The sequence below is a fragment of the Alkalibacter mobilis genome, assembly GCF_015594845.1.
Lineage (GTDB): Bacteria > Bacillota > Clostridia > Eubacteriales > Alkalibacteraceae > Alkalibacter > Alkalibacter mobilis.
Window position 1 is genome coordinate 32638 of record NZ_JADNRK010000014.1, and the last position, 21993, is coordinate 54630.

Sequence of the window (21993 nt, forward strand, 5' to 3'; positions counted from 1 at the left end):
AGTGGCTATAATTAAACGTGGTTGAAGCATAAAATGAACTGGGAGTGATAAAATGCCAAATCCTGTAGCTATTAGCATTTGGGGGCTTGAAATAAGGTGGTACGGTATTCTTATATCAACGGCCATTTTGATTGGGATAGGAATAGCAGTCATAAGAGGGAAGAAAAAAAATATCATTAGTGATGATATTTTGGACATCGTTTTGGTAAGTGTTCCAGCAGCAATGATTGGAGCCAGAATTTATTACGTGATTTTCAAATTGGACTATTATCTGGCAAATCCAAAAGAAATCTTCATGGTTTGGGAAGGTGGATTGGCCATTCACGGCGGTCTTATTGGAGCATTTATTGCCGGTTTTTTGGTGTGCAAGGTCAAAAAGCTAAATGTGTTGACTGTTTTGGATGTGTTTGCTCCAGCATTTCCCCTTGGTCAGAGTATAGGAAGATGGGGCAATTATTTCAATCAGGAAGCATACGGTTCTGAAACAGATCTACCATGGGCAATAACGGTTATGGATCCGTTAAAAGGACTTATTAAAGTCCATCCCACTTTTTTGTATGAATCCTTGTGGAATCTTGGAGTTCTTGCCATACTTTTGATATATGAGAAGGTGGGCAAAAAATACGAAGGGGAATTGATTTTGTTTTATGGAATCTTTTACTCACTGGGAAGATTTTTCATAGAAGGATTAAGAACAGACAGTTTGATGTTCATGAATATGAGAATAGCTCAAATTATAAGTATTTTTTCCATTTTGATTTGTCTAATTTTACTAAAAAAAATCAGAACGACCCGCAATAAAATTTAAAAATAGCCAACACTCGGTTAGTTGACCGGGTGTTTTTTTTATTGATATTTTATATAAAAGATTTTTTTTAAAAAATTCCTTTAAAACGCTTAATAATCTTGTGTAAAGTGGGGGCTAGTGGTATAATATGGGTTATAGTGGGGAATCGAGGTGTGTAAATGTTCATAGGAGAGTATCAACATAACATTGACGCTAAGGGTAGATTGATAATACCTTCTAAATTTAGAGACGCTTTAGGCGAAATATTTATCGTCACCAAGGGCTTGGATAAGTGTCTTTTTGTATTTCCTATGGACGAATGGCACAAATTCGAAGAAAAACTCAAAACACTACCCATATCCAGCAAAGATGCCAGAGCATTTTCCAGATTTTTCTTCGCTGGAGCATCTGAATGTGAACTGGATAAACAAGGCAGGATCATGATTCCCGGAAATTTGAGAGACTACGCTGGCATCGAAAAAGAAACATTCATCATCGGCGTATCGGGACGTCTGGAAATTTGGAACAAAAGCAACTGGAATGAATATAACGAGGAAGATGACCTTAGCTATGATGCCATTGCGGACAAGATGGCCATGCTGGGAATATAGGTGGCCTGATGGATTTTGTACACGAAAGTGTTTTATTGAATGAATGCATTGAAAATCTTGACATAAAACCTGATGGCGTATATGTGGACGGAACCCTGGGTGGAGCAGGACACAGCTATGAAATTTGTAGCCGATTGAACGGTTCTGGGACACTCATAGGCATCGATCAGGACGAATATGCCTTGAAAAAAGCCGAAGATCGCTTGAAAGGTTGTAAATGCAATGTGATTCTTGTAAGGGACAATTTCAAGAACATGAAGAATGTAATATATGAATTGGGATTTGAGAAGGTAGATGGAATACTTCTTGATTTGGGAGTATCTTCATTCCAATTGGATGATGGTTCAAGAGGATTTTCATACATGTTAGATGCAGATTTGGATATGAGAATGGACAATAGAAGTGGGCTGAGCGCGTTTGAAGTTGTTAACGAATATACTGAACAAGATTTATTTAAAATCATCAAGATTTACGGTGAAGAAAAATTTGCAAAACGAATAGCAAATTTTATAGTAAAAGAACGGAGTGTAGCTCCAATCAAGACCACTCAGCACCTTGCCGAGGTCATTAAATCGGCCATACCGGCAAAATTCAGAAGAGAGGGACCACACCCGGCAAAGAGAACTTTTCAGGCTATCAGGATTGAGGTCAACGATGAACTGGGAGTGCTGGAAAAGGCTTTGACAGACGGGGTCGAGTGCCTCGGCAAAAAAGGAAGGATCGCAATCATAACTTTTCATTCTTTAGAGGATAGAATTGTGAAACAACGTTTTAAGGAGCTTCAGGATCCATGTACTTGCCCACCGGATTTTCCGGTTTGCCAATGTGGAAGGGAACCCATTGTCAAAATCATAACCAAAAAACCTATATATCCAAATGAAAATGAAATCAATTTTAACCCAAGAGCAAGAAGTGCGAAACTCAGAGTTGCAGAAAAAATTTAATTCCGGGGAGTGTTTGTTATGGTAATATCAGAAAAAAAGCTATATAATTATTATCTGGAAGATGATAATATAGCAATAACCCGAATTAGAAATAAATACGAGAAAAAGAGACGTATCAAGGGCAGTTCAAAAATCAAATGCATTTTATTTGTGCTGGTTCTTTTCATGTTGGGATTGAGCGTATTGTTTCAATACTCGAGGATCAACGCAGTGAATAAGGAAATTATCGCTTTGGAAAACGATTTGAAAGAAATTCAGATGATCAACGATTCAAAAGAAGGACAAATACTTTCGAGCCTGGATTTGAATTACATTGAAACCTACGCCAAAGACACTTTGGGAATGGTGTCCCCTGAAAATGAACAGTATACATATATGGCGATAAACCAAGGCTATAAAACTGCAAGTATTGACAAATCTACGGAGACGGCTTCGAATGCAGAAAGCAAACTGGTATCTTGGATTGTAAATTTGATCAACTGATATGGAGGTCTCAAGATGTCCCTATATCACATAAGAAGAAAAAAAAGGCTATTATTTGCCTTTTTTGTTTTTTCGATACTATTCGTCATATTGGCGATCAAACTAACCTATATTCAAGCCTATCGGTCGATAGAGCTGACAGATGCCCAGATCAATCAACTTATGGGCGAAATCCCGATTACTGCTACCAGGGGCGATATTTATGACAGAAATATGAATATTCTCGCTCAAGATGCCTCGGCAAGCAGCATCTATGCAAGACCGTCATCAATTGAAGATCCTGAAATAACAGGACTCTATCTAAGTGAAATCCTGGAACTTGATAAAAATGAAATTGTTGAAAAGCTAAAAGATGAAACCAGCTCCCTGGTTTTGATAGCAAGGAAAGTCGACAACGACAAGGCTTTTATGATCGAAGATAAAAATATTAGAGGCATAGAGATTTCTGAAGATAAAAAAAGATATTACACCAATGGAAATTTCGCATCTTATGTTTTAGGTTTTACAGGTACGGATCACCAGGGGCTTTATGGCATAGAAAGAATTTTTGACGAAGATCTTAGAGGAGAAGACGGTGTTCTGATATATGAAAAAGATGGAAAAAATCAAAGAGTGCCTTCAGGATTTCAAAATACCATACCAGCAATCCCCGGTAACCATGTAGTCTTGACAATAGACAGCATAATACAACATTTTATAGAATCTGCATTGGAAGACGTCATGACAGACTTGAATCCTAAGCGAACCATCGCGATAGCAATGGATCCAAATACTGGAGAAGTGTTGGGCATGTCAGTAAAACCGGACTATGACTTAAATGATCCCAGGTCGGTAACAGATGAAATTAAAATTCGACTGGCTTCCGAATTGGAGGGAAAGAGTCTTGGTGAACAGCAACAAATAATGTGGAACAATCCAGCTGTCAGTCTGAATTACGAACCGGGATCCACATTCAAAGTTATTACTGGTGCTGCTGCCTTGGAGGAAGGTGTAGTTGAGCCGGATACCGTTTTTGTCGACGAAGGCTATATTATGGTTGACGGCATACGCATAAGGTGTCATATCTATCCTAGAAACCACGGTGAGGAGACCTTTCTCCAAGCTATCAGCAATTCTTGTAATCCGGTGATGGTTGAAACTATCATGAGATTGAATCCGCAGGATTTTTACAAACATGTATATAATTTTGGGTTTGGAGATCGAACGGGAATACAACTTGATGGTGAACAATACGGTATTATTCCTGTTAATACCAATGAAAAAAATGTAGATTATGCTACTAAATCATTTGGCCAAGGAATATCTGTTACTCCAATTCAACTGATTTCGGCATTGTCGGCAATAGTAAATGATGGAAATTATATAAAACCAACAATAGTTAAAGAAACTATATCCAGTGAAACTTCCGAAGTTATCGAAACATATGATCGATCAGTATCAAGAAAGGTGGCTTCCGAATATACGGCTATGGCACTGCAGGAAGCCATGGAAAATGTTGTTCTAGGAAGTGATCTGCTGATGTCCGCTTCCGACGGATACAATATGGGCGGAAAGACCGGAACCGCGCAGAAAATTATCGATGGAGCTTACGCAAAAGGCAAATATATTACATCTTTTTTTGGGTTTGCTCCAGTGGACGATCCCCAAATTGCTATCCTGGTTATTGTAGACGAAGCGGAAAAAAGTTATACTTCAGGTAGCATCACCGGTACAAGCACTGCAGGAATACCGGCAATAGAAATATTGAAAAACTCGCTGAAGTACTTAAATGTCCCTGTTCAAAGCACAGAAACTTTCAGCCAGACAGAAATAATACCGGATTTACGAAACCTTGACATCGAGACAGCAGATGAAATATTGACCAGACTGGGAATAGACTACTCTATTGTAGGCGATAGTGACGAAGTTGGGGCGGTAATACTTAATCAAGATCCCATGCCCGGAGGGATATTGGAAGATAACACTAAAATATCGATCCAATTTTCATCATCTGTGTCAGATGATGAAGGAATGGTGATTGTCCCGAACCTTTTGGACATGAGCATTGGCAAAGTGTCTCAAATCCTTGACAGTAAAGGACTTGAGTTGGAAATTCAAGGAAGTGGGGGTTTTTCGATTGAGCAAATTCCTGCATCAGGTGAGCTTGTTGAAGCCGGTAGTACAATAAAAGTTGTTTTTGAGCACGTTGAATAAATCAATATAGGTGATAATAATGATTTTGGAAAAGCTGATGAAAAATATATCGTACACTCTAGTACAGGGAAATGTTTACACGGATATCGAAGATCTCTGTTACGATTCCAGACGCTGCGTGAAAAACAGCTTGTTTTTTGCTGTTGCGGGCTATGAAATAAATGGTAATAGATTTATAGCCGATGCAGTAAATAACGGTGCGACTGTCGTTGTGACCGACGATTTGTCTGAGAGTGGGATCGATAAATTGAAAGACTCAAATTTAACGGTTGTTTCAGTGAACAATGTAAGAGAAGTCATGTCAGCAGTAGCATCAATGTTTTATGATTTTCCTTCCCAAAAGATCAAAGTGATAGGAATTACAGGTACAAATGGAAAAACCACCACGGCATTTTATCTAAAACAGATTCTAGAATATTCTGGATATAAAACTGGAGTAATTGGCACGATGGGAAATATTTGCGGAGATGTTTTTTTAGAGTCTACTCACACGACACCGGAATCCATCGAAATCCATAAGATCCTCGATATGATGGTATCGGAAAATGCTGAATATGTAGTTATGGAAGTTTCATCTCATGCACTTGAATTAAATAGAGTGGATCATGTGAAATTTCAAGGGAGTATTTTCACAAACCTTACGCAGGATCATTTGGACTTTCACAAAGATATTGAGTCATATTACAAAGCCAAGAGAAAGTTGTTCGACTTTGATCAGGATTTTTGCATAATAAATGTGGATGATGATTATGGTTTCAGACTAAAAAATGAAATTGGAAATATTGAAAGGGTAGTTGGTTTCGGTGTGAAAGATCATGCTGAATATAAAATCAAAGATATTGATTTTAAAGAAGGCACAACGGAGTTTAAAATAGAACATCAGGATGAGATCCTCAATTATGAGATGAATCAAATTGGCGAGTACAACATTTTTAACATGTGTGGGGCTATATTGGCCGCTAAAATGGAAGACCTGGAAGAAACGGCAATAAAGCAAAGCGTAAAAAATGTAAAAGGAGTTAAGGGTAGACTAGAAATCATTCCTTCTGAACAAAAATTTACAATAGTGATAGATTTTGCACATACACCGGACGGATTGGAAAATGTATTGAAATCTCTCAAGAAAAATCTTGGAGGAAGATTGATAACTGTTTTCGGATGTGGGGGGAACAGGGATAAAGAAAAAAGAAGTAAAATGGGAGCTATATCGGGACGACTAAGTGATTTCAGCATTATCACCAGTGACAATCCCAGAAGAGAAGACCCTGATTCAATAATCAAGGATATTCAGTCGGGGATATCTGCTGTAACGGAAAGTTATTTATTGATAACGGACAGAAAAGAGGCAATAAAAAAGGCGATTCATATGGCTGATCAAGGAGATATTATTCTACTGGCCGGCAAAGGGCATGAAATGGTTCAAATCATTGGAGACGAAAAGTTTCCTTTTGATGAAAGAGAAATTGCAAGGGAGATTTTAAATAATTATGATTCCGATGACTTTAGATGAAGTTGCAGGTGCCACCGGCGGGAAGTTACTTTGGGGAACACCTGAAACAATGGTTAAAGGTGTTGATATTGACACTCGTTCCATAAAAAATGGCGATGTGTTCATAGCGATCAAAGGGGAGCGGGTCGATGGGCATGACCTTTTGAACTTTGCTAGATCTTCAGGAGCGGTCGCTGCAATCTGTGAAAAAAATGTTGAAAAAATTCAAGGGCTGGCTGTGATCATGGTGGAAAATACAGTTGAAGCCTTGCAAAGACTGGCTGCTCATTACAGAAAGAAATTTTCAATTCCTATAGTAGCCATAACAGGCAGCAGCGGAAAGACCACTACTAAGAACTTGATAAGATCGATTTTACAAACCGAGTATTTTACCGTATCCACCAGAGGAAACAAAAATAATCATATAGGCTTGCCTTTGAGTATTTTAGAGATGGACGAAAGGACCGAAGCTGCTGTATTTGAAATGGGAATGAGCAATTTAGGCGAAATTAGCGTCTTGACGAAAATTGCGAAGCCTGAGATAGCAGTTATTACGAATATAGGGACAGCTCATCTGGAAAATTTGGGAAGCAAGGAAAATATTTTAAAAGCAAAGATGGAAATATTTGAAACTCTTGCAAGAGATCAAACTGCAGTGATAAATCAAGACGATGATCTATTGTCAACTATAAAAGATGTTACTTATAAAATTTTAAGAGTTGGCATCAATTCGGAAGATTTGGATTTAAAATGTGTTTCTTACCGAATGGAGAAAACGGGTTTGGTAATGCATTTAGAGAGTAGAGATAAATCCATTTCAGGGGAGTTTACATTCAGATACCCAGGACTGCACAATGTATACAATTGTCTTGAAGCCGTAGCTGTAGGGAAATTACTGGGCATAGGAAACGAGAGCATTCAAAAGGGTTTAGATAATTATTTACCAGATGAGAACAGGATGGATATAATATCTATAAATAAAAGTGTTATCATTAACGACAGTTACAATGCAAATCCGCAATCAATGGAGAGTGCTTTGGACGTTCTTGGTTTGTATAAAGGCAAAAACACAAAATTAATAGCGGTTTTGGGTGATATGCTTGAAATAGGAGACCTTGCAGAGAAATTCCACAGAGAAATAGGTGGATATGCTGCTGAAAGGGGAGTGGACCTCTTGTTGACGTATGGAGCCAGCGCTGTTTATTATAACGAAGGTGGAGAGTTGGGAGGCATTGAGAAGGCAAGTTCCAAACATTTTTTGTCGAAAAAAGATTTGGCGGCTTTCTTAAAAGAGATTGTATCCAGTACGGAATGTGCTGTTTTGATCAAAGGCTCCAGGGGTCTCAAAATGGAAGAAATATTTGAAGTGTTAAAAGGCGGGATGATTTGATGACGGATGTTTTGATTTGGCTGATTACAGGACTATTGGCAGCGCTTGTTTTAGGACCCATTACGATACCGATTCTGACCAGGATGAAATTTGGACAGACCATAAGAGAAGAAGGACCTAAAAGCCATATGTCTAAAGGCGGGACGCCAACAATGGGCGGGGTTATTTTTATATTTGCATCCATTATTGGTACCGTGGTCTTTTCTGAGCGGGGGCCTACGCAATTAATGATTTTAACGGCATTTACCGGTTTTGGCCTGATTGGGTTCATAGACGATTATATAAAAGTGGTCTTGAAAAGAAATTTGGGATTGCGGGCATGGCAAAAAATATTGATGCAGTTTGTATTGGCTATTGTTCTTGTTGTTTGGTCTTACAAAAATGTGGGGACTGAATTAATGATCCCATTCATGGAGTCTAAATTTGATTTAGGTTTGTTTTATATTCCGTTTGGCGTGTTTGTAGTGTTGGCCTTTGTCAATGCAGTGAACCTTACTGATGGGCTTGACGGACTGGCTTCAGGGGTATCGGTGTTCAGTTTTATTTTCTTTATTTTTGCTTCATTTATTGTGAATGTACAAGCTGTACGTGTATTTTCTGCGACTGCGATCGGTGCATTGTTGGGTTTTTTAAAATTCAATTTTTATCCGGCAAGGGTTTTTATGGGCGATACTGGTTCCATGGCTCTTGGAGGTGCTGTTAGTGCTTTGATTTTGTTGACCGGATCTCCTCTTGTGATGTTGTTGGGAGGTGGAGTTTTCTTTATGGAAACACTATCGGTAGTGATCCAGGTCGCTTATTTTAAAGTCAGCGGGGGCAAGAGAATATTTAAAATGACTCCCATACATCATCATTTTGAGTTGTCCGGATGGAGCGAAGTAAAAGTTGTTTTGTCCTTTTGGTGCGTAGCGGCTGTTTGCGCGCTCTTGGCTATAGCAAGTATAATATGACCGGTGGTGGATCAAATGAATAAAAAATTAATAATAGGTCTTGGCAGGAGTGGTATTGCCAGCGCAAATTTTCTTTTAAAAAAAGGCTTTAGAATAGTCATGTATGATAAAAATGCTCAAGATTGTCTCAAACGCAGAGATTTTATAGAAATTCTGGAAAAACATCATGATTTGGTGGATGGAGTATTCGGAGATGAAATGCCGATTGAAAAAATTAATGGAGTCGACTTGGCGATAATAAGTCCGGGGATCCCCCTCGACAGCAAGATTCCTTTGGAGTGCAGTGCAAAAGGAATAAAGATCATAGGTGAGATCGAGTTGGCCTTCAGACATTTGAAAGCGCCTGTAATAGGAATCACGGGAACCAACGGAAAGACTACCACAACAACTTTGATTTATGAAATTTTCAAATCGACGAATATTCACGCTTTTTTAACAGGAAATATTGGCTATCCAATAATTGATTGCGTAGATAATGCTAAAAAAGAAGATGTGGTGATTGCTGAATTGTCAAGTTTTCAGTTGGAGTCTATCGAAAATTTCCGAGCTGTAATATCAGTTATGCTAAATATCACGCCGGATCATCTTGATAGACACAAAGATATGGAACAATATATAAAAGCCAAGGAAAATATTTATAAAAATTCCACAGAAGACGACTTTCTCGTTTTAAATGCGGATGATCATATATTGCGGAAGTCAGCTGAAAAAACTCGTGCAAAGGTAATATTTTTCAGCATTAAAGAAACAGTGACGAACGGAGCTTTTTTAGATCAAGGAATGATAAAAGTGGCAAAAAATGGCTCATCAATAGACTTGATGCACATATCAGAACTCAAAATACCAGGTATGCATAATGTCAAGAATGTGCTGGCGGCAGCAGCAGTGGCTTATTTTTATGGAATTGATGTTGATGTGATCAAGAGGGTATTATGTAATTTTCAAGGGGTAGAACATAGACTGGAGTACGTAAGGGAGTTGAACGGTGTGACTTACTACAATGATTCCAAGGGTACAAACACTGATGCAGGTATAACCGCTCTGGATGCGATCGATGGATCTGTAATTTTAATAGGTGGCGGATATGATAAAAAGTCTGATTTTACTGATTGGATAAACAAATTTGAAGGCAAAGTCAGAAAAGCTTATCTGATTGGTGAAACTGCAAAAAAAATAATGAACAGGGCTGAAGAACTGGGATTCTTCAGTGTAGAGATCTGTTCATCTTTAAATGAAGCGGTAGATAAGAGTCATAAAGAGGCCAAAGCTGGAGAAGTAGTCCTCTTATCGCCGGCATGCGCTAGTTGGGACATGTTTGACAATTACGAAACAAGAGGGAACATATTCAAAGAGTTGGTCAATGAACTGTAAAATATTGAGGGTGATATTTTGAAATCTGCAGTAAGTGGAAACCCGAATAAAAAACAAAAAAAGAGCGTAAGAAGGAAAAAAACTTCACCAAGTGACTTTTGGATAACATTCTGCATAATAACACTCACTTGTATAGGAGTAATGATGGTATTTAGCGCAAGCATTTATCAATCTGGAGCTATTTACGATGATCAATACGCCATTTTTCAAAAACAGCTGCTCTTTTCAGTTGTAGGAATTTTCACCATGTTTTTTGTATCAAGAATAAATTATAAGATATATCAGAAATATGCGTTTCACCTTTTGGTGCTATCCATAGTGCTTTTGCTTCTGGTTTTCGTGCCAGGCATAGGTCATTATGCAAATGGTGCTTACAGGTGGATCAGAATTTTCGGAGTATCACTTCAAACGTCCGAGGTTGCGAAAATTGCGGTCATAATCTTCATGGCCGCTTCCCTTACCAGTATAAAAGACAAGGTTAGGACATTCCGAGTTGGATTTTTGCCATACATGTTTCTAATGGTTGTCGTATGTGGGATCATTATCATGCAACCAAACCTGAGTACAACTTTGATTATTGCCATGATTATCATAGGGATGCTTTTTGTTGCAGGCGGAAATATGATTTATCTAGGATCTTTGTTCGGAAGTGTTGCGGCTGCAGCTGTGTATTTGATCTTGACAGGATGGAGAAAAGATCGCTGGGAAGCATTTATTAATCCGGAGTCAAACCTCACAGGAACCGGATGGCAGTCAAGGCAATCCATATTGGCTCTGGGTTCAGGTGGCGTATTTGGACAGGGATTGGGAAATGGAAAACAGAAAATGTTTTTCTTGCCTGAACCCCAAAACGACTTTATATACGCCCATATAGGGGAAGAACTGGGTTTGATTGGCACATTGATCATACTGATACTGTTTCTTGTGTTGATTTGGAGAGGAATTAAAGTTTCCATGGAAGCTCCTGACACTTTTTCTTCATTGTTGGCTTTCGGGCTGATATTCATGATAGGAATTCAGGTCGTGATAAATATAGCGGTTGTTACACAACTAATACCTGTCACAGGGATACCATTGCCATTTATTAGTGCCGGTGGTACTTCGATAGTATTTTTAATGGGCGGTATGGGAATAATGTTAAATATTTCGAAACACATTCCGTCAAAGAGGAGAAAAATATGAAAGTATTGATTGCAGCCGGTGGGACCGGCGGACACATATATCCTGGAATAGCGATAGCAAAACATATCAGTGAAATGGAACCCGATTCACAAATCAAGTTTGTGGGAACTAACAGAGGTATGGAAACTTCAATAGTACCCGATAATGGTTTTGAACTGGAACTTATAAGGGTAAAAGGGTTTGATAGAAAACTTTCGTTTAATACATTGAAAAGCTTCAAGGAGCTGTTTTTGGGTATGGGAGATGCAAGAAGATTATTAAAAGCATACAAGCCGGATATTGTCATAGGAATGGGCGGGTACGTATGTGGCCCAATTTTGTTATGGGCTTCAAGAATGAAAATTCCAACGATAATTCATGAACAGAATGCTTTCCCGGGTGCTACCAACAAGCTCCTGAGTGGTTTTGTCGATAGAATAGGAATAAGTTTCATAAATGCCCGTGAATATTTCAAAAACAAGAACAAGATATTTCTATGCGGAAACCCGGTTAGAAGAGAATTCTTTAAAACTGATTACGAATCATTCAGAAATGACCTGGGTTTTTCGAAAGAAGATTTTGTTGTTGTATCGGCCGGAGGAAGCCTTGGGGCTGAGTCTATAAATAAGGCGATGATCCAGGTCATTACATCAGCAGAGACGATTGATTCCCTCAAGATCATTCATATTACAGGAAAAACCAAATATGATGATTTTATGGCCGAATTAGTTTCCCGAGGAATAGATCCCGATCAAAACAACAAAATTAAAATTTTATCTTACAGTGATTCAATGGATAAGATATATGGTTGTGCTGACTTGGCAGTTTCAAGAGCAGGAGCCATGAGTGTTGCTGAATTGGCTGCAGTTGGGACACCTGCAATATTCATTCCATATCCTTATGCCACCGACAATCATCAAGAATACAACGCTAGATCTGTGACGGATTCAGGGGGAGGAATCTTGATATTGGATAGTGATCTTGCGAATGATCCGGGAATTTTGTTTGACAAAATAAGTTGGTTGGCGGATAAAAGATGCGAGCTTGAGACTATGCGTGCAAGAATGAAGGCAAAAGCGATAATAGACTCCGAAATGATCTTTTATAATGAGATAAAACGCTTATTGAATGGAAATGCATAAAAATGGGAAATATAAAGAGAGACAACAAGAACAAAAGAAAGAAAAAAAGAAAAATTATCGGAATTTTGAAGATGTTGTTTTTTGTAGTGTTGTTGGTTTTTGGTTTGAATTTTGTTTTCTTTACTGATTTCTTTGAAGTTAAAAATATTGAATTCCCTGAATTCCAAAAGATCGACAAGGAAACGCTTATGGTATCGTCAGGACTTAAACTTGGAGAAAATATCATTCTTATCAAAAAAAAAGAGGCTGCGCTTAATCTTAAGAAACTTGGATATATCAAAGATGTCAGCATAATCAGGGTCTTTCCGGACACCATAAAGATTTACATAACTGAAAGAGAACCCGAATTTATAATCAAGAACGAACGAAAATTTGTTTATGCGGATGAGGAAGGTGCTGTTGCTGAAATCTCAGATCAGGTCAAAAGATTGAACATACCACTCGTGACCGGTTTGGATGGGATTTTAAGTGATCCGAAAGAGTCTGAGAAAATTAAAACCGATCCTTTATGGGTGGGGAACAACCTGGTTACTTCGATATCGCTCTTAAAGCAGTATGAATTGACTGGAAAAATTTCGGAAATATACGTGACTAATGAAAAACAATTGCACATATATACGAATGGTGGTAGTATAATTAAAGTTAAAGATAAGGAAAATCTGGAGAGCAAAATAGATTTTATTTACACATACATTAATGATAATGACGATAGGATGATAATTGATCTTACCCATGGAGGAAACCCCACATATACTCCAAGGTAACGAGGAGAGAAAATATTTTGAAAAAATTTTTAGGAAGACCGGTAATAGGATTCATATTTGCGATAATTGGTATAATGCTGGTGATGCAGGGTCAAACCATCGGCAATATGGGCGGCTTGGTCAGCTCTCAAAGAGCTGATGAACTTTTGCTGGAATTAAATCAGTTGAAACGTGAGAACGAGCAATTAAGTATAAGGACTGAAGAATTACAAGAAGCAGTCACCGACTTTGAATCTTTGGCAGCAGACAATAACAGGTATATAGAGAAATTGGTTTCAGATGTGAACAATGCCAAACTGTATTCAGGACAAACTGATGTGACCGGTAGCGGTGTAACCATTACGTTGGATTATGACAGCGTTGAGAATGACGGATTCGATCCTTTTTTATACAATTCCGAGTTGTTGCTTCTTATGGTAAATGAACTTAATGCAGCTGGAGCTGAAGCAGTATCGATCAACGACGAGAGAATAATAAGCACTTCGGAAATCAGGCTGGCGGGAAGTCATATAAATATCAATGGAAAAAAACACTCCAGGCCGTTTGTGTTTAAAGTTATCGGAGACACGAAAACACTTAGATCGGCAGTACTGATCAGAGCCGGGATAGCGGATATAATGAGGGCAAATTATATAAGTGTGGATATCGAAGACGAGTCTGAACTCTTGGTTGGTAAATACGAAGGGGTCATAAGTTACAGGTATGCAAAACCGGTGGTGAGTGAATGATGAAAGCAAAAACCGGGAAAATGAATTTGAATGTATTCATTGTCTTTGCGGTAATAGGAATACTTATCTCATTCTTTTTTGCAAATACATCACGAGACGATGATGGTTGGAGTGGTATCGTAACGGCCAAAACCATATACAGTTTCCAGACTGAAATAAGTCAACAAAAAACAAGAAATGATGAACTGAAAGAAATAATTGCCGAACTCGAAGGAAAACTTGAGAAATATTCTCTTGAGAATCCGGATTATGACGCATTGGAAAATGAACTGTTCAATGAATTGTCCAAATATGATATAATTACAGGAAAGTTGGATGTAAAAGGTGAGGGAATAAGCATCGAGTTGGCGGACAGCACCAGAATCCTGGAACCGGGGGAAAATATTAATAATTTCATTATCCACAATAGTGATGTATTAGAAATTATCAATGAATTAAGATCCAACGGAGCAGAAGTCATAGCGTTAAACGGATACCGCCTTACATGGGATTCTAATATCGATTGTGCAGGCCCTGTAATATACGTCGATGACTTTGTGGCTGGAACACCATTTGTTATAGAAGCCATAGGTGACAAGGAAAAACTATACGCCGGATTGGAGTCACAAGATAGTATCGTCCAGCTGTTAAGACACTGGGACATTATGGTGAATATCCGCGAAAGAGATGAAATTCTAATAAAAAGCAGAGATAATCTCTAGGGATTCGCATGGAAAGGTGATAAAATGATTTTAGCGATTTTGGGATTGGCACTGGGGGTTTTTCTTGGTTTTATCATTCCAGTGGATCTTCCGTCTTCATATACTTCATACATGTCGATCGCACTGCTGGCCGCACTTGATTCGGTTTTTGGCGGTGTGCGAGCCGAGTTGGAGAATAAATTTGATTCCCATATTTTTATTTCCGGTTTCTTCGGAAATATAATTATAGCCACTTTTTTGGCTTATTTCGGGGACAGGGTTGGGATTCCTCTGTATTATGCTGCAATCTTCACTTTTGGAACGAGAATGTTCCAGAATTTTGCTATAATTCGCAGGATCATATTAAAAAAAATAGAAGAAAAATACAACAGATAACATAAAATTATTCATGGGGGGTATTAATTTGCTTCAATTTGATATGGAATTTGAACAATTTGCTTCAATAAAAGTTATAGGTGTAGGTGGCGGCGGAAACAACGCCGTGAACAGAATGATCGAGTCAGGCCTCAAAGGTGTGAGCTTTGCAGTGATCAATACTGACAATCAGGCTTTATCCTTGTCATTGGCACAAGAAAGAATACAAATAGGCGAAAAAACAACTGCAGGCCTCGGAGCTGGAGCCAACCCGGAAATAGGTCAAAAATCCGCAGAGGAAAGTGAAGATCAACTTAGGGAATCGATCAAGGGAACTGACTTGTTGTTCGTAACCGCCGGAATGGGTGGCGGTACGGGTACAGGAGCTGCTCCTATAGTTGCCAAGGTTGCGAAAGAAATGGGTGTATTAACCGTAGGTGTGGTTACAAAACCTTTTTCTTTTGAAGGAAAAGTAAGGATGAACAATGCAGACCTTGGAATTAAACTTTTAAGCGAAAATGTCGATGCCCTGGTTACCATTCCAAATGATAGATTATTGCAGTTGGCGGATAAGACCACATCCCTTAGAGATGCCTTTAAAATGGCAGACAATGTACTGCTGCAAGGGGTTAGGGGTATTTCTGATTTAATAGCCATACCGGGACTTGTGAGCTTGGACTTTGCAGATGTAAAAACAATAATGAAGGACACAGGATTGGCACACATGGGTGTAGGAGTTGCAACAGGAGAGAATAAAGCCGTGGAAGCAGCTAAACAAGCTATTCATAGTCCGTTGTTGGAGACTCAGATCGATGGAGCAACTGGTGTTCTTCTGAATATTACCGGTGGATCGAACTTGACATTGTTCGAAGTCGATCAAGCAGCAGAAATTGCAAGAGAAGCAGCAGATCCGGATGCAAATGTAATATTTGGAGCGGCAATAGACGAAAGTATGGAGGATGAAATCAAAATTACTGTCATTGCTACAGGATTTTCAAATAAAGCAACTCAATCAACTGTTCAACAGCATGGAAAGCCGGTTCAAACTGGAGAGAGCAAGCAGAATCAAGGTCATTTTGATCAATTTGATATCCCGAATTTTTTAAAACGAAATAAATAGAGAGCTAGATTAAATATTGAATTTCAGGCCGTTTTCAACTTGAGAGGGTTGTTGACGGCCCGTTGTGATTTAAAGATTTATAGACATTAAAAAAAACATCGGTTATAATTATTACATGTTGTTTTAGGAGGAGTTATTTTTGAAATGTCCATTTTGCAATCATATGGAGAGTAAAGTAGTGGATTCCAGACCTACTGAAGAAGGAAACGTTATTAGAAGACGAAGAGAATGCTTCAGTTGTTCAAAGAGATTTACTACATACGAAAAAATTGAAGACATACCTCTTATGGTTGTGAAAAAAGGCGGTCATAGAGAACAATTTGATAGAAGCAAGATCATAAACGGAATTCTCAGAGCTTGTGAGAAAAGGCCGATCTCAATCAATCAAATTGAATCCATAGTTGATGATATTGAAAGAGAAGTTTATCAATCATCTGATCGAGAAGTTTCATCGGTTGCCATAGGAGAGAAAGTAATGATACATCTGAAGAAAGTTGATGAAGTTGCTTACGTCAGATTTGCTTCTGTGTACAGACAATTTCGAGATTTAAACACTTTTATAGATGAATTGAATAAGCTGTTGAAAGAGAACAACCCTGTTTAAACAGGGTTTTTTTCTAAAGGAGAATATATGAGTTACGAAAAAACACTTGAAACAAAAGAAATTTACAAAGGAAAGATACTTGACTTGGATGTGGAAAAGGTTGAGTTGCAAAACGGAAAAATTTCCTACCGTGAAATAGTCAGACACAACGGCGCTTGTGCAGTATTGGCTGTCAATAACAACAAGGTAGTCATGATAAGGCAATATAGAAAACCTGTTGATTTGGATCTGCTAGAAATTCCTGCAGGTAAAATAGATGAAGGCGAATTACCGGAAGCTTGTGCTGTCAGGGAGTTGGAAGAAGAAACCGGATTTATCCCGCGCAAACTTATAAAACTAGGAGAAATTTATACTTCTCCCGGGTTTTCCAACGAGATAATTTACATGTATTATTCTAACGAACTGTTAGTTGGAAAAATCAATAGAGATGAAGATGAGTTTATTGATGTTGTTGAAGTTGAGATGGAAAGTCTGGATGGAATGATAAAAGAGGGAAAAATCAAAGATGGTAAAACATTGGCGGCAATTACTATGTATAGGAGCCTAGTATTGGCAAATGATTGATTGGAGGTGCAGCATCAATGAGGATTATTTGGATAGTAATAGATAGTGTGGGAATCGGAGAGCTGCCAGATGCTAATTTATACGGTGATGAAGGCAGCAATACCTTGGGTAATCTCTATAAAGCAATGCCAAAGCTAAAATTGCCAAACATGGAAAAACTTGGATTGGGAAATATTCAAGGGGTGTCAAATATTCCCCGAACAAAAATACCCGCCGGTGCGTTTGGCAAAGCAGGACAAAAATCTCCGGGTAAAGACACGACCACGGGTCATTGGGAAATGGCGGGAATAATTTTAGAAAAGCCCTTTCCACTGTTCCCGAACGGTTTTCCGGATAGTTTTATTCAAGAGTTTCAAGATGCCATCGGAAGAAAGGTTCTAGGAAATTATGCAGCAAGCGGAACTGAAATCATAAATATTTTAGGTGAAAAACATATGGAAACCGGATCGCCCATTGTCTACACATCGGGCGACAGCGTTTTTCAAATAGCTGCACATGAAGACGTAATCCCTTTAAAAGAGCTTTATTCGATTTGTGAGAAGGCCAGAGAGCTGTTAAAAGAAGATCTTGCTGTAGGCAGAGTAATTGCAAGGCCGTTTACGGGCTCTAAAAATGGAGATTTCGTTAGAACCGCAAATAGGCACGATTATGCTTTGGACCCATTTCATGATACGGTTTTGAACAGAATAGAAGATAAAGGTCTTAAAGTATACGGAATAGGAAAAATTCATGATATTTTTAATGGTTATGGAGTTAGTGAAAGTTCGAAAATGAATGATAACAGGCATGGTATGTTAAAAGTAATGGAGCACATGAAAATTGTGAAGGAAGGTCTGATTTTCATTAATCTGGTTGATTTCGACATGAAATTCGGACACAGAAATGATGTGGAGGGATATGCCCAGGCCTTGATGGTGTTTGATGAACAACTTGGCGAACTTATGGAACAAATCAAAGAGGATGATATCCTAATAATCAATGCTGACCACGGATGTGATCCGACTACGGCAAGTACTGATCATTCGAGAGAGTATGTACCGATCCTGGTTTATGGAACTAAAATTAAAAATGTTGATTTGGGGATCAGAGAGAGTTTTTCCGACATTGGTCAGACAGTTGCAGAATTATTAGAAACCAAACCAATTAGAAACGGGAAAAGCTTTGCGGATAAAATATTGGATCATTAGATTTGAATCTATTATTCATATGATAAAATTAGAATGTTACAAAAGAAAAACGGAGGTAAGCAAATGAGTAATTTCATATTTTCCAATCACGATACAGTTGAATTGGCAAAAAAATACAGCACACCGCTTTATGTACTGAGTGAGGATATCATCGAAGAAAATTCCATGAAAATAAAATCTGCTTTTGAAAAAACGATGATAGATTACGAAATAAATTATGCAGGAAAAGCTTTCTTGACTACTGCAATGTGCAAAATCATACAGCGGCTAGGGCTTTCATTGGACGTAGTTTCAGGAGGAGAATTATACACTGCTATCACTGCAAATTTTCCTGTAAACAGAATATGTTTTCATGGTTCGAACAAGGCAATTTCAGAAATACGAATGGCTTATGAAAATAAAATCGGAAAAATTGTCGCTGACAGTGAATATGAATTGGGAATTTTAAATGAGATTGCAGAAGAGATGGATGTCAGACCCAATGTCATGGTAAGAGTTTCGCCAGGCATAGAGGCTCATACCCATGAATATGTTCAAACAGGTCGTATAGATTCAAAATTTGGGGTGCCGCTGAAATTGATGGAAAGCGTATTGTCAGATCCGAACAAATACAAAAATTTAAATATAATTGGACTTCATTGCCACATAGGTTCACAGATATTTGATGAAAAACCATTTTTAATAGCTGCTGGAACAATGTTGGAATTAATGAAAAAATTAACGAACAATGGATTTGAATTGAAACAGCTCAATTTGGGTGGTGGGTTTGGAATCCCTTATTTAAATGATGAAGGGGCCTTTGATATCGAAAATTATATCAAGAAACTCGTAGAGTTTATAAAGGAAAAATCGACACAATTAGATATCGAATTTCCTAAAATACTGGTGGAACCGGGCAGATTCATTGTCGGCCCGGCAGGAATCACCCTATACGAGATAGGTACTATAAAGGAAATCCCGCACACTAGAAAATACATAAGTGTGGACGGAGGCATGGGAGATAATCCGAGACCTGCTTTGTACAATGCACTATATCATGCAGTGGTTGCAAATAAGCCAAAATATAATGATGACGATGAAGAACTTGTGACCATAAGCGGAAGATGTTGTGAAACGGATACATTGATAACAGACGTATTGCTGCCAAAATGTGAAGCGGGAGATATATTGGCTGTTTTAAACACTGGAGCTTACAATTATTCCATGGCCAGCAACTACAACAGATTACCCAAACCTGCAGTAGTTCTTTTAAAGGGAAATGAGGATCAACTTATAGTTGAAAGAGAGACATATGCAGACTTGGTATCCAAGGATCGCATTCCAAGTTGGTATGATTGATGGACTCACTTTTGAATAATATTAAAGATTTTATATACATAGTTCCAGCGCTTTTAATATCTTTGACGTTTCATGAATTGGCTCATGGATTGGTTGCATACAAACTAGGAGACCCTACAGCAAAGAGTATGGGTAGACTTACGTTGAATCCTATAAAGCATATTGATCCAACAGGTTTGCTGATGTTGTTTTTATTCAGATTCGGGTGGGCTAAGCCGGTAGTTTACAATCCTGAATATTTTGAAAACAAAAAAATGGGTACTTTATTGGTTGCTCTAGCAGGGCCCGTTGCAAATGTTATAATAGCCACCATTTCCATGGGACTATTGATTGCCACCAATGGAATTTGGAGCTCTTTCTTAGGAATGCTTTTTCAGTTTAATGTTGTGTTTGCAGTTTTCAATATGTTGCCCGTACCTCCATTGGATGGTTCAAAAGTGTTGGCAAGTATCCTTCCTGAAAATCTTTCTTTTTTTATATGGAAGTACGAAAAAATTGGATACATGATACTATTGGGGTTGGCGGTCAGCGGAATGGTTTCTAAAATCATCTTCCCCATTTACAACTATTTGGCAGTGGGAATAATAAATCTGGTTCAGATATTTTTATAAGAATCAAGAAAAGGTGCGAAAATGAATTACGAAGTGGAACTGGAAGAATTTCAAGGCCCATTTGATCTTTTGTTGCATTTGGTCAACAAACATGAGATCGATATTTTTGACATACCTATTTCGTCAATAACAAGGCAATATCTAGAATATCTCGATCGCATAAAGCAGAAAGATCTAGAATTGACAAGTGAATTTATTTTGGTTGCTTCAAAGTTGATCGAGATAAAATCTAAGATGCTGCTTCCTGTAGAGGAAGATCAAAACGGCGACGAAATAGATCCGAGAGAAGAATTGGCTCAGCGATTATACGAATACAAAATTTTCAAAGAGATCAGCTCTTTTATGAAAAGTAAAGAGGAAGTATATTTGCGGACTTGTTTTAAAGATCCGGAATATGTTGAAATCAAGCAAGAAATCGAAACGGAAATTGATCTTGATGAATTGTTAAAAGCTTTGAGAAATGTGCTTGCTACGGCTGATCTCTTGAAAGAAGACGATTTTAAGGTTCACAAGATACAGAAGGAAACTGTAAGAATAGAGGACAAGGTTATTGAAATCCAAAGGGTTTTGGAAATGCGAAATGAAGTTTTATTTCAAGAGTTGTTCGAAGGTTGCAAATCTGCAACAATCGTCATCACTACGTTTTTGGCTTTGTTGCAATTGATTAAGAATAACATTATATCCTACAAGCAACACAAGAATTTTGAAAATATCATTATCAGCAGGTGCGAAGGGTGATTTGAGTGGATAAGAATAAACAAAAATCTATAATTGAAAGTATTTTGTTTGCCATGGGCGAACCGGTTTCAGCCAATGAAATTGCCCAGTCGCTAAATTTAGAACCGGGTAAAATCAAAAATGTGTTGGATGAAATCGCTGAAGAGAGCGAAAAAGAAAATAGGGGAATACTTATTAAAAGGATGAATTCAAAATATCAAATGTGCACTAATCCTGATAATTACGAGTATATTCATGGACTGCTTTATGAGAAAAACAAGGGGAATTTATCACAGGCGGCTCTTGAAACATTGGCTATCGTAGCTTACAAGCAACCTGTGACCAGGGTCGAAATCGAATCATTGAGAGGCGTAAAGTCAAGCAGTTCGATACAGACGTTGATAGATAGAACGCTTATCAGGGAAGCTGGAAAGCTGGATGCACCAGGAAAGCCCATCTTGTACGAAACGACGCTGGAATTTCTAAAATATGCCGACATTGGAAGTTTAAAGGAATTGCCGGCTTTCGAAGAGTTTGTCGAAGGTATACAGGAAAAGATAAATTAAATGAGCTTAGGCTCATTTTTTGTTGATTCTTAAGGGGATTCATTCAGCCATGTTGTTATTGATAATATACATCAAGTGAGATAAAATATAAAAGATAACGTATAATTAATTTCGCAAAAACAAAATAACGAAAAATGGACGTGTCCATAGCCGTTTGGTAAAATCAAGTTACCACACAAAATCGAACCAAAGGAGGCTATGAAACATGTCCGATAACA

The 21993-nt window shown here is 38.1% G+C and carries 23 protein-coding genes; all 23 read left to right on the top strand.

What is annotated here, in order from left to right; all coding sequences use genetic code 11:
- The first annotated feature begins 52 nt into the window (after positions 1–52).
- Positions 53–808, top strand: a complete 756-nt coding sequence (lgt, locus tag IWB18_RS08200; protein ID WP_195683138.1) for a prolipoprotein diacylglyceryl transferase — start codon at positions 53–55, stop codon at positions 806–808.
- 158 nt (positions 809–966) lie between these two features.
- Positions 967–1398 carry a division/cell wall cluster transcriptional repressor MraZ gene (gene mraZ, locus IWB18_RS08205; RefSeq protein ID WP_195683139.1) on the top strand — a complete coding sequence of 144 codons (432 nt, stop codon included), beginning with the start codon at positions 967–969 and terminating at the stop codon, positions 1396–1398.
- An 8-nt stretch (positions 1399–1406) separates the two neighbouring features.
- Positions 1407–2342 (top strand): 16S rRNA (cytosine(1402)-N(4))-methyltransferase RsmH, encoded by a 936-nt coding sequence (gene rsmH, locus IWB18_RS08210; protein WP_195683140.1) that lies wholly within the window; start codon positions 1407–1409, stop codon positions 2340–2342.
- Between the two features lie 18 nt (positions 2343–2360).
- Positions 2361–2825 (top strand): septum formation initiator family protein, encoded by a 465-nt coding sequence (locus IWB18_RS08215; protein ID WP_195683141.1) that lies wholly within the window; start codon positions 2361–2363, stop codon positions 2823–2825.
- Between the two features lie 15 nt (positions 2826–2840).
- Complete coding sequence (locus IWB18_RS08220; protein WP_195683142.1) at positions 2841–5018, top strand: penicillin-binding transpeptidase domain-containing protein; 2178 nt, start codon at positions 2841–2843, stop codon at positions 5016–5018.
- Positions 5019–5037: 19 nt separating this feature from the next.
- Positions 5038–6528 (top strand): UDP-N-acetylmuramoyl-L-alanyl-D-glutamate--2,6-diaminopimelate ligase, encoded by a 1491-nt coding sequence (locus IWB18_RS08225; RefSeq protein WP_195683143.1) that lies wholly within the window; start codon positions 5038–5040, stop codon positions 6526–6528.
- Positions 6515–7897: a UDP-N-acetylmuramoyl-tripeptide--D-alanyl-D-alanine ligase gene (locus tag IWB18_RS08230; protein ID WP_195683144.1), complete on the top strand. Its 1383-nt coding sequence runs from the start codon at positions 6515–6517 to the stop codon at positions 7895–7897. The genes IWB18_RS08225 and IWB18_RS08230 overlap by 14 nt, the downstream gene beginning before the upstream one ends.
- Positions 7897–8847: a phospho-N-acetylmuramoyl-pentapeptide-transferase gene (mraY, locus tag IWB18_RS08235; protein ID WP_195683145.1), complete on the top strand. Its 951-nt coding sequence runs from the start codon at positions 7897–7899 to the stop codon at positions 8845–8847. Before IWB18_RS08230 ends, mraY begins: the two co-directional genes overlap by 1 nt.
- 15 nt (positions 8848–8862) lie before the next feature.
- Entirely contained in the window at positions 8863–10218 is a 1356-nt protein-coding gene (murD, locus tag IWB18_RS08240) for a UDP-N-acetylmuramoyl-L-alanine--D-glutamate ligase (RefSeq protein WP_195683146.1), read from the top strand.
- A gap of 18 nt (positions 10219–10236) precedes the next feature.
- Positions 10237–11400: a putative lipid II flippase FtsW gene (gene ftsW, locus IWB18_RS08245; RefSeq protein ID WP_195683147.1), complete on the top strand. Its 1164-nt coding sequence runs from the start codon at positions 10237–10239 to the stop codon at positions 11398–11400.
- Positions 11397–12521 (top strand): undecaprenyldiphospho-muramoylpentapeptide beta-N-acetylglucosaminyltransferase, encoded by a 1125-nt coding sequence (gene murG, locus IWB18_RS08250; protein WP_195683148.1) that lies wholly within the window; start codon positions 11397–11399, stop codon positions 12519–12521. The genes ftsW and murG overlap by 4 nt, the downstream gene beginning before the upstream one ends.
- A gap of 2 nt (positions 12522–12523) precedes the next feature.
- A complete protein-coding gene (locus IWB18_RS08255) occupies positions 12524–13285 on the top strand; it encodes a cell division protein FtsQ/DivIB (RefSeq protein ID WP_195683149.1) in 762 nt (253 codons plus the stop codon).
- A 17-nt stretch (positions 13286–13302) separates the two neighbouring features.
- Positions 13303–14013 (top strand): DUF881 domain-containing protein, encoded by a 711-nt coding sequence (locus IWB18_RS08260; RefSeq protein ID WP_195683150.1) that lies wholly within the window; start codon positions 13303–13305, stop codon positions 14011–14013.
- Positions 14010–14714: a DUF881 domain-containing protein gene (locus tag IWB18_RS08265; RefSeq protein WP_195683151.1), complete on the top strand. Its 705-nt coding sequence runs from the start codon at positions 14010–14012 to the stop codon at positions 14712–14714. The genes IWB18_RS08260 and IWB18_RS08265 overlap by 4 nt, the downstream gene beginning before the upstream one ends.
- Positions 14715–14741: 27 nt before the next feature.
- Entirely contained in the window at positions 14742–15089 is a 348-nt protein-coding gene (locus IWB18_RS08270; protein WP_332310680.1) for a small basic family protein, read from the top strand.
- 43 nt (positions 15090–15132) lie between these two features.
- A complete protein-coding gene (ftsZ, locus tag IWB18_RS08275) occupies positions 15133–16188 on the top strand; it encodes a cell division protein FtsZ (RefSeq protein WP_408626611.1) in 1056 nt (351 codons plus the stop codon).
- 139 nt (positions 16189–16327) lie between these two features.
- The gene (gene nrdR / locus IWB18_RS08280) at positions 16328–16792 is read left to right on the top strand and encodes a transcriptional regulator NrdR (RefSeq protein WP_195683154.1); all 465 of its coding nucleotides are present in this window, start codon (positions 16328–16330) and stop codon (positions 16790–16792) included.
- A gap of 27 nt (positions 16793–16819) precedes the next feature.
- Positions 16820–17356 carry an NUDIX hydrolase gene (locus tag IWB18_RS08285; RefSeq protein WP_195683155.1) on the top strand — a complete coding sequence of 179 codons (537 nt, stop codon included), beginning with the start codon at positions 16820–16822 and terminating at the stop codon, positions 17354–17356.
- 17 nt (positions 17357–17373) lie between these two features.
- Complete coding sequence (locus IWB18_RS08290; protein WP_195683156.1) at positions 17374–18543, top strand: phosphopentomutase; 1170 nt, start codon at positions 17374–17376, stop codon at positions 18541–18543.
- A gap of 63 nt (positions 18544–18606) precedes the next feature.
- Entirely contained in the window at positions 18607–19881 is a 1275-nt protein-coding gene (gene lysA / locus IWB18_RS08295; protein ID WP_195683157.1) for a diaminopimelate decarboxylase, read from the top strand.
- Positions 19881–20492, top strand: coding sequence for a site-2 protease family protein (locus tag IWB18_RS08300; protein WP_207740787.1), 612 nt, complete (start codon positions 19881–19883; stop codon positions 20490–20492). The genes lysA and IWB18_RS08300 overlap by 1 nt, the downstream gene beginning before the upstream one ends.
- A gap of 21 nt (positions 20493–20513) precedes the next feature.
- Positions 20514–21230, top strand: coding sequence for a segregation and condensation protein A (locus IWB18_RS08305; RefSeq protein ID WP_195683158.1), 717 nt, complete (start codon positions 20514–20516; stop codon positions 21228–21230).
- 5 nt (positions 21231–21235) lie between these two features.
- Entirely contained in the window at positions 21236–21775 is a 540-nt protein-coding gene (gene scpB, locus IWB18_RS08310; RefSeq protein ID WP_195683159.1) for an SMC-Scp complex subunit ScpB, read from the top strand.
- The last annotated feature ends 218 nt before the right edge of the window (positions 21776–21993 follow it).